We start from the raw sequence: 12,644 nt of genomic DNA, 5'->3' as shown, positions 1-12,644 counted from the left end.
CCGCCTGCCTAGACTTCCCGGCATGTACAGCGACTTCCCGGGTGGCCGTCTGCCCGAAAGCGGCTCCGCCGCGGGCCGGACCTCCCGAGAGCCGGTCGTCGAGGTACGGGGCCTGGTCAAGCGCTACGGGGCCAGGACCGCGGTGAACGGCCTCGATCTCACGGTCGGTGCCGGTACGGTCACCGCCGTCCTCGGCCCCAACGGAGCCGGCAAGACGACCACGGTCGAGATCTGCGAGGGATACCGCGAGCCGGACGCCGGATCCGTGCGCGTCCTGGGGCTCGACCCCGTCGCCGACGCCGCCCGGCTGCGCCCGCGCATCGGCGTGATGCTCCAGTCCGGCGGCGTGTACTCCGGGGCACGCGCCGACGAGATGCTCCGCCACATGGCCCGGCTGCACGCCCGTCCGCTCGATGTGGACGCGCTGATCGAACGGCTCGGCCTCGGCAGCTGCGGACGTACCACCTACCGCCGCCTCTCCGGCGGCCAGCAGCAGCGGCTCGCGCTGGCCCTGGCCGTCGTCGGCCGCCCCGAGCTGGTCTTCCTGGACGAGCCGACCGCCGGCCTCGACCCGCAGGCCCGCCGCTCCACCTGGGATCTCGTACGCGAGCTGCGCTCCGACGGCGTGGGCGTGGTGCTGACCACGCACTTCATGGACGAGGCCGAGGAGCTGGCCGACGATGTGGTGATCATCGACGCGGGCCGGGTCATCGCCCAGGGCAGCCCCGAGGAGCTGTGCCGGGGCGGCGCGGAGAACACCCTGCGCTTCACCGGGCGCCCCGGGCTCGACCTCGGCTCCCTGCTGAAGGCGCTGCCGGACGGCACCGCCGCCGACGAGCTGTCCTCGGGGGTCTACCGGATCAACGGCGGGGTCGATCCGCAACTGCTCGCCACGGTGGCCTCCTGGTGCGCGCAGCACGGCGTGATGGCGAACGGGATCTCCGTGGAGCGGCACACGCTGGAGGACGTCTTCCTCGAACTGACCGGCAAGGAGCTGCGTTCATGACCACCAGCGCGAGCGGCACCGGCACCGGCACGAGCGGCGCGGGTACGCGCGGCACGGGCGCACGCGGCGCGGGCACCGGCACCGGCACCTACGCTCCGGCACCCGGCGCGGCGCCGCTCGTGCGCATGATCGCGGCGCAGACGGCGTTCGAGACGAAGCTGCTGCTGCGCAACGGCGAGCAGCTGCTGCTGACCGTGATCATCCCGTCGCTGCTGCTGGTGCTCTTCTCGACGGTCGACATCATCGACACCGGCGCGGACAAAGCGGTGGACTTCCTCGCCCCCGGCGTCCTCGCGCTGGCCGTGATGTCCACGGCCTTCACCGGCCAGGCCATCGCCACCGGTTTCGAGCGGCGGTACGGGGTGCTCAAGCGGCTCGCGGTGTCGCCGCTGCCGCGGTGGGCCCTGATGGCCGCCAAGACGCTCTCCGTGCTGGTCACCGAAGTGCTCCAGATCGTGCTGCTGACGGTGATCGCGTTCGCGCTCGGCTGGTCCCCCGAGGGCAGCCCGCTCGCCGTTCTGCCCCTGCTCGTACTGGGCACGGCCGCCTTCTCCGGGCTCGGGCTGCTGATGGCCGGCACGCTCAGGGCCGAGGCGACGCTGGCCGCCGCGAACCTGGTCTTTCTGCTGCTCCTGGTGGGTGGCGGGGTGATCGTGCCGCTGGACGAGTTCCCGGACGCGGCGCGCTCGGTGCTCGGGCTGCTGCCGATATCGGCACTCTCCGACGGGCTGCGCGAGGTGCTCCAGCACGGCGCCGCGCTGCCGTGGGGCGACCTCGGGATTCTCGCGGTCTGGTCCGCCCTCGGTCTCGGCGCGGCGGGCGCGTTCTTCCGCTGGGAGTAGCCCCGTGAGCGGGGCGGCAGCGGGTGGCCGGACCGCTGAGACGCGGCATACGTACCCCTCGTGAAAAGCTGCACAAGCTCCGTCCTACGATGGTGGCCGTGTTGACCCCCCTCGCGTATATCGCTCAGCGCTGGACGCCTTCGCCCCGTACGCTCCAGCGCGCCGCGCTCACCGCCGTCGTGATGAGTGTCGTCATCGTCGTCACCGGCGGCGCTGTCCGGCTGACCGGTTCCGGCCTCGGCTGCGACACCTGGCCGAAGTGCACGGACGACAGCCTCTTCGCCACCCCCGAGCAAGGGGTGCACGGCGCGATCGAGTTCGGCAACCGCATGCTGACCTATGTGCTGTGCGCGGCGGTCGGCTGGGCGATCATCGCGGCGCGCTCCACCAAGCCGCGGCGGCGCGGGCTGACCCGGCTCGCCTGGTCGCAGTTCTGGATCGTGATGGGCAACGCCGTGATCGGCGGGATCACGGTGTGGATGGACCTCAACCCGTGGACCGTCGCCGGGCACTTCTTCCTCGCCAGCACCCTGCTCACCGTCACCACGCTGACCTGGCTGCGCACCCGCGAGGGCGACGGCGCCCCCCGGCCGCGCGTCCCGCGCCCGGTGCGCAAGCTGTCCTGGGCGCTGGTGGGCGCCGCGGTCGTGCTGATCGCGGCGGGTACGGCGGTGACGGGCTCGGGCCCGCACGCCGGTGACAGCAGCGATGTGCCCCGGATGCCGTTCGACTGGGCCACCACCGCCCATGTGCACGCGGTGTTCGCCTGGATCGTCTGCGCGCTTGCGGTGGCGATGTGGCTGGTGCTGCGGGTGGTGGACGCCCCCGCCGACACCCGGGCGCGCGCCCGCGAGCTGCTGCTCGTGCTGCTGGCGCAAGGCGGCATCGGCTATGTGCAGTTCTTCACCGACCTCCCCGAAGTCCTGGTCGGCGCCCATATGTTGGGGTCCTGTCTGGTGTGGATCGCCGTCCTGCGGCTGGCGATGAGCCTGCGCGAGCGGCCCCGGGTGGCGACGGAGATCCCCGCGCAGTCGGACCCGACGCTCTCGGCGGTCTGAGAAGCGCGGCCTGAGAAGCACAGTCCGAGAAGCGCGGTCTGAGAAGCGCGGCTTGAGAAATACGACCGGAAAACGTCCGTCCGCGAACGCATCCGCGCACGAAGCGACAGAGTGCGGTCAGGAAGCGTCCGGCAGCCCGTAGAGCCGGTGGGCGTTGCCGGCCGCGATCATCCTGGCGACGCGCTGGGCGTCCCGTAACGCCCACGCGCCGTCGCCCACCCAGCCGCCGAGGACCCGTTCCAGCGCCTCCCGGAACACCTGCGCACCCACCACGTGCAGCTCGGGCAGCCCGCGCGCGCCGCTGGAGAACAGCAGCTTGCCGAACGGCGCCAGCTCCAGGATCTCCGCGAGCACGGCCGCGGCCCCGGCCCCGGTCCGCGCCAGTACGGGGCCCAGATCCGCGTACACATGCGGGAAGACGCTCGTCAGATGGGCCGCGTGCCGGTGGTACGGATAGCCGTTGAGCAGGACGAGATCGGTGCCGAGCCCGGCCGTGGCCGCCGCGAAGCCGGTGAGCGCCCCCGGGTCGGCGTGGCCGTCCCGCGGATACGTGTCGGTGGCGCCGCCCGCGTGCAGTTGCAGCGGCAGTCCCGAGCCGACCGCGATCCAGAGCAGATGCCGCAGCAGTACGGGATCGGTGAGCGGGCCCCCGGCCCGGCGCCCGGCCAGCCAGCGGCCCGCCGCGCCCCGCACCTCCCCCGGCCCCGGCGGCTCGGGCGAGGCGGCGAGCCCCGTTCTGGCCCCGGCGACGGAGCTGAAGGCGACGGCGGAGTCCGCCGCCGCGTGCACGGATTCGGCGAGACCGGCCAGGAAGGTGCCCGCTCCTCCCGCGACATCGGCGACCCGTTCGGCCAGCGGTTCCAGCCGGACGATCTCCCGCGCCTCGGCCGCGCCCGTCGCGGCGATCTCGGCGGGCCCGGTCAGATCGCCGGGCAGTCCGGTGTCCACCAGATAGGTGGAGATCCCGGTGGCGCGCAGCAGCCGGCGTCCGGTTTCGAGTACGCCGAGCTCCCGGCGGCGGGCGAGGTAGCGGGCGGGCGGGCAGTGCGGCTCCAGACCGAGCAGCGGCGGGCACCAGCGCCGGACGGCGAACCCGGTCTGGGTGTCGAAGAACGTGGTGCCGGACGCGGGAGCGCGCGCCGTTCCGCCGAGCTGGGCCTCGAAGGTGGCGAGGCCCAGTTCCGTGCGGAGTACGCCGTGGCAGTACTGGTCCACGAGGGACGCTGTTTCGATCATCGGGTTTCCCGTCGTGGACCGTACTCCTACTGTCCTAACGGGTAACTCGCGCTCGGGTGGCGCCTTTCGGACGCCGCGGCGCCCCCCTGGCCTCGCGACGGCGCGACGGCTCGGGCCTCGCGACGCCTCAGGCTTCGCGGCCACCGAGCTGGAGTCCGGCCATCCGCTTCCATTCGTACGGCCCCGTGCGCACCTTGGCGGCGAACTCGCCGTCGAAGGACTCGTGCAGCGTCAGCCCCGCCTTCTCCGCGGCGCTGCTCGCGATGGCGTGCGAGGGGGCGACGAGATCGCCCCAGCCGCCGTCCTCACCGACCAGCACGATGCGCGTACCGGCCTGTCCGAGGTACGCGAGCTGCCCTTCCGCACCTCCGTGCCGCCTGGCGAAGGCGCCGATCCGCTTCGCCAGCCGGGCGGCCCGGCGCTCGTCGCGCGCCTCCCGCCGGGCCAGGGCCCTGTTCTCGTCGGCCGCGTCGCTCTGCTCTGTCTGCTGGGTCTCTGCCATGAACGGGATGCTACCCACGGGTAGATGAACCGACGACGGGTGGGGCGCGTGGCCTTGACCACGCGCCCCACCCGTCGGTGGAGCAAGTCGGTGCGGTACGGGGGGCGCCTCAGCGCAGGAAGGGATCCACGGCCACGGCCACGAAGAGCAGCGACACATAGGTGATGGACCAGTGGAACAGCCGCATCTCCTTGAGCTTGGCGCCCGTCTCGCCGGCCTTGGCGCGCGACTGGAGTCCGTGCGCCTCCCAGAGCCAGTAGCCGCCGGACACCAGCGCGACCGTCGTATAGAACCAGCCGGTGTACCCCAGGGGGGTGAGCAGCAACGAGACCGCGACCATCACCCAGCTGTAGAGGACGATCTGGCGGGCCACGACCTGGTTGGTGGCGACGACCGGGAGCATCGGAACGCCCACGCGCGCGTAGTCGTCCCTCACCTTCATGGAGAGCGGCCAGTAGTGCGGCGGCGTCCAGAAGAAGATGACGAGGAAGAGGATGACGGCGGCCCAGGACACCGAATTGGTCACCGCCGACCAGCCGATCAGCACCGGCATGCAGCCCGCGATACCGCCCCAGACGATGTTCTGCGAGGTACGGCGCTTGAGGATCATCGTGTAGACGATGACGTAGAAGAGCAGCGCGCCCAGGGCGAGGGCCGCGGACAGCCAGTTGACCAGGAGTCCGAACCAGAGGGTCGACACCACGGCCAGCGTGAGGCCGAACACCAGCCCCTCGCGCGGCGAGACCATGCCGGTGACGAGAGGACGCTGCGACGTACGGTCCATCAGGGCGTCGATGTCACGGTCGATGTACATGTTCAGCGCGTTGGCACCACCGGCGGAGAGATAGCCTCCGACACAGGTGGTGACGACCAGCCACAGATTCGGCACACCTTGCGCGGCCAGGAACATCACCGGAATGGTGGTGATGAGCAGCAGTTCGATGATCCGCGGCTTGGTCAGCAACACGAATGCCTTGACGCGGGCGCCGAACGGCCGATGGCCGCCCGAGCTCGGAGTCAGAGCGACCCCTGCGGGTCGGGACTCGACGGCCGTCACGCACACCCCTGACAGAGAAATCCCAGCAAGCTCCGGGCGTGAAGCCCCGGTAAAGACTTGCGCGTACCACGCCACTCTAGACGTTGCCCTCATGCCGATCTTCGCGGGGGTCGATGGTGCGAAACACCGCCGAAAGCCCTCCCGGAACGGTCCTCACGACCTGCCTGGAGGTGAACTCCGGGGCGCCGGGAGGCGAACTCTCCGGCCGCGCCGCACCCTGGAAACACGCTCGGAAAGATGACTGTTGCTGCGGGTAGGCTCGACAGCGAACCGGTGCGCCCTCAGACACCGGGATTCGATCATGTGGAGAGGAGCCCTGACTCAGGGTGAGCACCAAGCCGACCACCACAGACCTCGAGTGGACCGATTCGGACCGCCGGGCAGTCGACACCGCCCGCGTCCTGGCCATGGATTCCGTACAGAAGGTCGGCAACGGCCATCCGGGTACGGCCATGAGCCTGGCCCCCGCCGCCTATCTGCTCTTCCAGAAGGTGATGCGGCACGATCCCGCCGACGCGCAGTGGACCGGCCGCGACCGGTTCATCCTCTCGGCGGGCCACTCGTCCCTGACCCTGTACATCCAGCTCTACCTGGCCGGATACGGCCTGGAACTCGAAGACCTGGAGTCCTTCCGCACCTGGGGTTCGAAGACCCCGGGCCACCCGGAGTACGGACACACCGTCGGTGTGGAGACCACCACGGGTCCGCTCGGGCAGGGTGTCGCGAACGCGGTGGGCATGGCGATGGCCGCTCGCTACGAGCGCGGTCTGTACGACCCGGACGCCGCGCCCGGCACCTCCCCGTTCGACCACACCATCTGGGCGATCGCCGGTGACGGCTGCCTCCAGGAGGGCATCTCGGCCGAGGCGTCCTCGCTGGCCGGCCACCAGAAGCTGGGCAATCTGGTCCTGCTCTGGGACGACAACCACATCTCCATCGAGGGTGACACGGAGACCGCGGTCTCCGAGGACACCCTCAAGCGGTACGAGGCGTACGGCTGGCATGTGCAGCGCGTCGAGCAGCTGCCCAACGGCGACCTCGACCCGGCGGGTCTCCACGAGGCGCTGAAGGCGGCGCGGGCGGAGACGGAGCGTCCCTCGTTCATCGCGGCCCGCTCGATCATCGCGTGGCCCGCCCCGCACGCGCAGAACACCGAGGCGGCGCACGGCTCCGCGCTCGGCGACGAAGAGGTCGCCGCCACCAAGAAGGTGCTCGGCTTCGACCCGGAGAAGTCCTTCGACGTCTCCACCGAGGTGCTCGCGCACACCCGTGAGGCGCTCGACCGCGGCCGTGAGGCGCGTACCGAGTGGGAGAAGACGTTCGCCGCCTGGCGTACCGCCAACCCGGAGCGCGCGGCGACGTTCGACCGGGTCAGGGCCGGCGAACTGCCCGCGGGCTGGGAGGAGAAGCTCCCCGCCTTCGAGACCGGCAAGTCCGTCGCGACGCGCGCCGCGTCCGGCAAGGTGCTCCAGGCGCTCGGCGAGGTCATCCCCGAACTGTGGGGCGGCTCCGCCGACCTCGCGGGTTCGAACAACACCACCATCGACAAGACGTCGTCGTTCCTCCCGGTGGGCAACCCGCTGCCGGAGGCCGACCCGTACGGCCGCACGGTGCACTACGGCATCCGCGAGCACGCCATGGGTTCGACCATGAACGGCATCGCGCTGCACGGCAACACCCGTATCTACGGCGGCACTTTCCTGGTGTTCTCCGACTACATGCGCCCGGCCGTGCGGCTCGCCGCGCTGATGCGGGTGCCGGTCACCTACGTCTGGACGCATGACTCGATCGGCCTCGGCGAGGACGGTCCGACCCATCAGCCGGTCGAGCACCTCTCGGCGCTGCGGGCGATCCCGGGTCTGAACATCGTCCGCCCCGCCGATGCCAACGAGACGGCGATCGCCTGGCGCGAAATCCTCAAGCGGCACGACAAGGGCGCTCCGCACGGTCTGGCGCTGACCCGCCAGGGTGTGCCGACGTACGAGGCCAACGACGACGCGGCCAAGGGCGGTTACGTCCTGTTCGAGGCCGAGGGCGGCGCTCCGCAGGTCGTGCTGATCGGCACCGGCTCCGAGGTGCAGCTGGCCGTCGAGGCGCGTGAGCGGCTCCAGTCCGCCGGTATCCCGACCCGGGTGGTCTCGATGCCGTCGGTCGAGTGGTTCGAAGAGCAGGACCAGGAGTACAAGGACAGCGTTCTGCCGCCCGCCGTGAGGGCGCGGGTGGCGGTCGAGGCCGGTATCGGGCTCACCTGGCACCGCTTCGTGGGCGACGCCGGACGCATCGTCTCGCTGGAGCACTTCGGTGCTTCGGCCGACGGCAAGGTCCTCTTCCGCGAGTTCGGCTTCACCGCGGACGCGGTGGCCGCGGCGGCACGGGAATCTCTGGCGGCTTCGGCGCGCTGACGCCTTATATACGAACAGTAGGAGATGCAACTCTCATGACAGACGCACTCAAGCGCCTCTCCGACGAAGGCGTCGCGATCTGGCTCGACGACCTCTCGCGCAAGCGGATCACGTCCGGCAACCTCGCCGAACTGCTCGATCAGCAGCACGTGGTGGGCGTCACCACCAACCCGTCGATCTTCCAGAAGGCGATCTCGGAGGGCGACGGATACGACGCCCAGCTGGCCGATCTCGCCGCCCGCAAGGTCACCGTCGAGGAAGCCATCCGCATGATCACCACGGCGGACGTCCGCGACGCCGCCGACATCCTGCGTCCGGTCTTCGACGCGACGCAGGGCCAGGACGGCCGGGTCTCCATCGAGGTGGACCCGCGGCTGGCGCACCGCACGAAGGCGACCATCGCCGAGGCCAGGCAGCTCGCCTGGCTGGTGGACCGTCCGAACACCCTGATCAAGATCCCGGCGACCAAGGCCGGTCTGCCGGCGATCACCGAGACGATCGCCCGGGGCATCAGCGTCAACGTCACGCTGATCTTCTCGCTGGAGCGCTACCGCGAGGTCATGGACGCCTACATCGCGGGTCTGGAGAAGGCTCAGGCCGCCGGCCTGGACCTGTCCAAGATCTACTCGGTGGCGTCCTTCTTCGTGTCCCGCGTGGACACCGAGATCGACAAGCGGCTCGACGCGCTGGGCACGCCCGAGGCCAAGGAGGCCCGCGGCAAGGCGGCCCTGGCCAACGCGCGGCTCGCGTACGAGGCGTACGAAGAGGTCTTCTCCTCCGAGCGCTGGGCCGCCCTGGACCGGGCGCAGGCCAACAAGCAGCGTCCGCTGTGGGCCTCGACCGGTGTCAAGGACCCGGCGTACAAGGACACGCTGTACGTCGACGAGCTGGTGGCGCCGCACACGGTGAACACCATGCCGGAGGCCACGCTCGAAGCCGTCGCGGACCATGGCCGGATCACCGGTGACACCGTGCGCGGTACGTACGACCAGGCGCGCGCGGACCTCGAAGCCGTCGCGAAGCTGGGCATCTCGTACGACGAGGTCGTCCAGCTGCTGGAGGACGAGGGCGTCGAGAAGTTCGCGACCGCCTGGAACGACCTGCTCAAGTCGACCGAGGCGGAGCTCAAGCGCCTCGCCCCTTCGGAGGGCTGATCCCTTGACCGCAACCCACGGAGCGAACCCGCTCCGTGACGCCGCGGACCGACGGCTCCCGCGTATCGCGGGGCCGTCGGGCCTGGTCATCTTTGGCGTCACGGGCGATTTGTCCCGAAAAAAGCTGATGCCCGCCATCTATGACCTGGCCAACCGCGGTCTGCTGCCGCCGGGCTTCTCGCTCGTCGGCTTCGCGCGCCGTGAGTGGCAGGACGAGGATTTCGCCAAGGAGGTGCACGACGCCGTAAAGGAGCACGCGCGCACACCGTTCCGTGAGGAGGTGTGGCAGCAGCTCATCCAGGGGATGCGCTTCGTCCAGGGCGACTTCGACGACGACAACGCGTTCGAGAACCTGAAGGCGACGATCGCCGATCTCGACAAGACGCAGGGCACCGGCGGCAACTTCGCGTTCTATCTCTCCGTACCGCCGAAGTTCTTCCCGCAGGTCGTCCAGCAGCTCAAGAAGCACGGGCTGGCCGACCAGACCGACGGCTCCTGGCGGCGCGCGGTCATCGAGAAGCCGTTCGGCCACGACCTGGCGTCCGCGCAGGACCTGAACAAGGTCGTCCACGAGGTCTTCCCGTCCAACGAGGTCTTCAGGATCGACCACTATCTGGGCAAGGAGACCGTCCAGAACATCCTGGCGCTGCGGTTCGCCAACACCCTCTTCGAGCCGATCTGGAACCGGTCGTATGTCGACCATGTCCAGATCACCATGGCCGAGGACATCGGCATCGGCGGCCGGGCCGGCTACTACGACGGCATCGGCGCCGCCCGTGACGTGATCCAGAACCATCTGCTCCAGTTGCTCGCGCTGACCGCGATGGAGGAGCCCGCCTCCTTCGACGCGGACGCGCTGGCCGCGGAGAAGACCAAGGTGCTGGGCGCCGTACGGCTGCCGAAGGATCTCGCCGAGGGCACGGTGCGCGGGCAGTACGCCGCGGGCTGGCAGGGCGGCGAGAAGGCCGTCGGCTATCTCCAGGAAGAGGGCATCGACTCCACGTCGAAGACCGACACCTATGCCGCGGTGAAGCTGGGGATCGACAACCGCCGCTGGGCGGGCGTCCCGTTCTATCTCCGTACCGGAAAGCGGCTCGGCCGCCGGGTCACCGAGATCGCGGTGGTCTTCCAGCGCGCGCCGCACTCCCCCTTCGACCACACGGCCACGGAGGAGCTGGGGCAGAACGCCCTGGTCATCCGCGTCCAGCCGGACGAGGGCGTGACCATGCGGTTCGGCTCGAAGGTCCCCGGCACCTCCATGGAGGTCAGGGACGTCTCGATGGACTTCGCGTACGGCGAGTCCTTCACGGAGTCCAGCCCCGAGGCGTACGAGCGGCTCATCCTCGATGTGCTGCTCGGCGACTCGAACCTCTTCCCGCGCGTGGAGGAGGTCGAGCTGTCCTGGAAGATCCTCGACCCGATCGAGAACTTCTGGGACACGCACGGCAAGCCCGCGCAGTACGAGTCCGGGACCTGGGGTCCGGTCGAGGCGGACGAGATGCTCGCACGAGACGGACGGAGCTGGCGCCGGCCATGAAGATCGACCTTACGGACACCACGTCCAGCAAGATCAACAAGGCGCTGGTGCAGGGGCGCAGGGCGATCGGCACCCCTGCCGTCGGCATGGTCCTCACGCTGGTGCTCGTCACCGACGAGGAGAACCAGTACGACGCGCTCAAGGCCGCCAACGAGGCGTCCCGCGAGCACCCGTCGAGGAAGCTGGTCGTCGTCAAGCGTCACTCGCGATCGCCGCGCGACCGGGCCAAGGCCCGGCTCGACGCCGAAGTACGGGTGGGGGCCGACGCGGGCACCGGCGAGACGGTCGTCCTGCGGCTGTACGGCGAGGTGATGGACCACGCGCAGTCGGTGGTCCTGCCCCTGCTGCTGCCGGACGCCCCCGTCGTCGTGTGGTGGCCGGTCAACGCGCCGGTCAACCCGGCCAAGGACGCGCTGGGCAAGCTGGCGCAGCGCCGGGTGACCGACACGTACGCGGCCGAGGATCCCGTGGCGGAGCTGACGGCACGCGCCGAGGCGTACACCCCGGGCGACACGGATCTGTCCTGGACCCGCATCACGCCGTGGCGCTCGATGGTCGCGGCCGCTCTGGACCAGGTCGCCTGCGATGTCACCTCGGTGGAGGTGGAGGGCGAGGAGCACAACCCGAGCTGCGAGCTGCTCGCCATGTGGCTCGCGGACCGGCTGCACGTACCGGTCAAGCGCAGCGTCTCGAAGGGCCCCGGCCTCACGGCCGTATGGATGGAGACGTCCTGCGGGCCGATCCAGCTGGGCCGGGCGGACGGCTCGCTGGCGACGCTCTCCATCCAGGGGCAGCCGGACCGGGCGGTGGCGCTGAAGCGGCGGGAGACCTCGGAGCTGATCGCCGAGGAGCTGCGCCGGCTGGACCCGGACGACACGTACGCGTCGGCGCTGCGGTTCGGCGTGGACCGGCTCGGTGACGGGTCGGGCTCGTCGTCGAGGGCGGCCGGTGACGGCGGTACGGCTGACGGCGGTGCGACACCCGCCAAGTCCGCCAAGCCCGCCGGCGCGGTCACGCCTGCCGCCATGCCCAAGAAGGCGGAGTCGAAGTGAGCGCTCCGCAGCTGGTCGTCCACCGCGACAAGGAGCTGATGGCGCAGGCCGCGGCGGCCCGGCTGATCACGAAGATCGTGGACGCCCAGGCCGCGCGCGGCTCCGCCTCCGTCGTCCTGACGGGCGGGCGCAACGGCAACGGTCTGCTGGCCGCACTGTCCGCGGCGCCCGCCCGGGACGCGATCGACTGGTCGCGGCTCGATCTGTGGTGGGGCGACGAACGGTTCCTGCCGGAGGGCGACCCGGAGCGCAACATCACCCAGGCGCGCGCGGCGCTGCTCGACTCGGTGCCGCTGGACCCCTCGCGGGTGCATGTGATGCCGGCCTCGAACGGCCCGTACGGCAGTGATGTGGAGGCGGCAGCGGCCGCGTACGCCACCGAACTCGCCGCGGCGGCCCGCCCGGAGGACCACGGGCCGGTGCCGACCTTCGATGTCCTGATGCTGGGGGTCGGGCCCGACACGCATGTGGCGTCGCTCTTCCCCGAGCTGCCGGGCGTACGGGAGACCGAGCGCACGGTGGTCGCCGTGCACGGCGCTCCCAAGCCCCCGCCGACCCGTATCTCCCTCACGCTGCCCGCGATCCGCGCGGCACACGAGGTGTGGCTGCTGGCGGCGGGCGAGGACAAGGCGAAGGCCGCGGAGATCGCGCTGTCGGGCGCGGGCGAGATCCAGGCACCGGCGGCGGGGGCGTACGGCCGCAGCCGCACGCTCTGGCTGCTCGACGCGGCAGCGGCCTCGGCCCTGCCCCGGGCGCTCTACCCGCCGGCCTCGGCCTAGGCCTTGTATGACAGCTAGT

Annotated in this window: 11 protein-coding genes; 8 read left to right on the top strand and 3 right to left on the bottom strand. The window is 70.7% G+C overall.

Annotated features, from left to right (window positions below; genetic code table 11):
* Positions 1-22: 22 nt before the first annotated feature.
* The 3 genes from CU044_RS17440 to CU044_RS17430 all read left to right on the top strand — a co-directional run bounded on the left by CU044_RS17440 (position 23) and on the right by CU044_RS17430 (position 2,906).
* The gene (locus CU044_RS17440) at positions 23-1,006 is read left to right on the top strand and encodes an ABC transporter ATP-binding protein (RefSeq protein ID WP_129769619.1); all 984 of its coding nucleotides are present in this window, start codon (positions 23-25) and stop codon (positions 1,004-1,006) included.
* Between the two features lie 125 nt (positions 1,007-1,131).
* The gene (locus CU044_RS17435; RefSeq protein WP_240045672.1) at positions 1,132-1,848 is read left to right on the top strand and encodes an ABC transporter permease; all 717 of its coding nucleotides are present in this window, start codon (positions 1,132-1,134) and stop codon (positions 1,846-1,848) included.
* Positions 1,849-1,937: 89 nt separating this feature from the next.
* On the top strand, positions 1,938-2,906 hold the full coding sequence (locus tag CU044_RS17430) for a COX15/CtaA family protein (RefSeq protein ID WP_129769615.1): 969 nt from the start codon (positions 1,938-1,940) through the stop codon (positions 2,904-2,906).
* Between the two features lie 117 nt (positions 2,907-3,023).
* Here the strand turns inward: CU044_RS17430 and CU044_RS17425 are convergent, their stop codons facing one another.
* The 3 genes from CU044_RS17425 to CU044_RS17415 all read right to left on the bottom strand — a co-directional run bounded on the left by CU044_RS17425 (position 3,024) and on the right by CU044_RS17415 (position 5,701).
* Positions 3,024-4,142, bottom strand: a complete 1,119-nt coding sequence (locus tag CU044_RS17425) for an amidohydrolase (RefSeq protein WP_129769613.1) — start codon at positions 4,140-4,142, stop codon at positions 3,024-3,026.
* Positions 4,143-4,269: 127 nt separating this feature from the next.
* Positions 4,270-4,644 (bottom strand): hypothetical protein, encoded by a 375-nt coding sequence (locus CU044_RS17420; protein WP_129769611.1) that lies wholly within the window; start codon positions 4,642-4,644, stop codon positions 4,270-4,272.
* A gap of 109 nt (positions 4,645-4,753) precedes the next feature.
* On the bottom strand, positions 4,754-5,701 hold the full coding sequence (locus tag CU044_RS17415; RefSeq protein ID WP_129769609.1) for a heme o synthase: 948 nt from the start codon (positions 5,699-5,701) through the stop codon (positions 4,754-4,756).
* Positions 5,702-6,027: 326 nt separating this feature from the next.
* Here CU044_RS17415 and tkt point away from each other — a divergent pair, with 326 nt between their 5' ends.
* From tkt to pgl, 5 genes are read left to right on the top strand one after another with little or no spacing between them, the layout of a single operon-like run.
* On the top strand, positions 6,028-8,103 hold the full coding sequence (gene tkt / locus CU044_RS17410) for a transketolase (RefSeq protein ID WP_129769607.1): 2,076 nt from the start codon (positions 6,028-6,030) through the stop codon (positions 8,101-8,103).
* A gap of 35 nt (positions 8,104-8,138) precedes the next feature.
* The gene (gene tal / locus CU044_RS17405) at positions 8,139-9,257 is read left to right on the top strand and encodes a transaldolase (protein WP_129769605.1); all 1,119 of its coding nucleotides are present in this window, start codon (positions 8,139-8,141) and stop codon (positions 9,255-9,257) included.
* A 4-nt stretch (positions 9,258-9,261) separates the two neighbouring features.
* Positions 9,262-10,794 (top strand): glucose-6-phosphate dehydrogenase, encoded by a 1,533-nt coding sequence (gene zwf, locus CU044_RS17400; RefSeq protein ID WP_129769603.1) that lies wholly within the window; start codon positions 9,262-9,264, stop codon positions 10,792-10,794.
* A complete protein-coding gene (opcA, locus tag CU044_RS17395; RefSeq protein ID WP_129769601.1) occupies positions 10,791-11,846 on the top strand; it encodes a glucose-6-phosphate dehydrogenase assembly protein OpcA in 1,056 nt (351 codons plus the stop codon). The genes zwf and opcA overlap by 4 nt, the downstream gene beginning before the upstream one ends.
* Complete coding sequence (gene pgl, locus CU044_RS17390; RefSeq protein WP_129769599.1) at positions 11,843-12,625, top strand: 6-phosphogluconolactonase; 783 nt, start codon at positions 11,843-11,845, stop codon at positions 12,623-12,625. Before opcA ends, pgl begins: the two co-directional genes overlap by 4 nt.
* The last annotated feature ends 19 nt before the right edge of the window (positions 12,626-12,644 follow it).

The sequence above is a fragment of the Streptomyces sp. L-9-10 genome (assembly GCF_004151105.1).
In the GTDB taxonomy this organism is placed as follows: Bacteria; Actinomycetota; Actinomycetes; order Streptomycetales; family Streptomycetaceae; genus Streptomyces.
The sequence above is the reverse complement of the archived record's forward strand: the minus strand, read 5'-3'. Positions and strand labels throughout refer to the sequence as shown.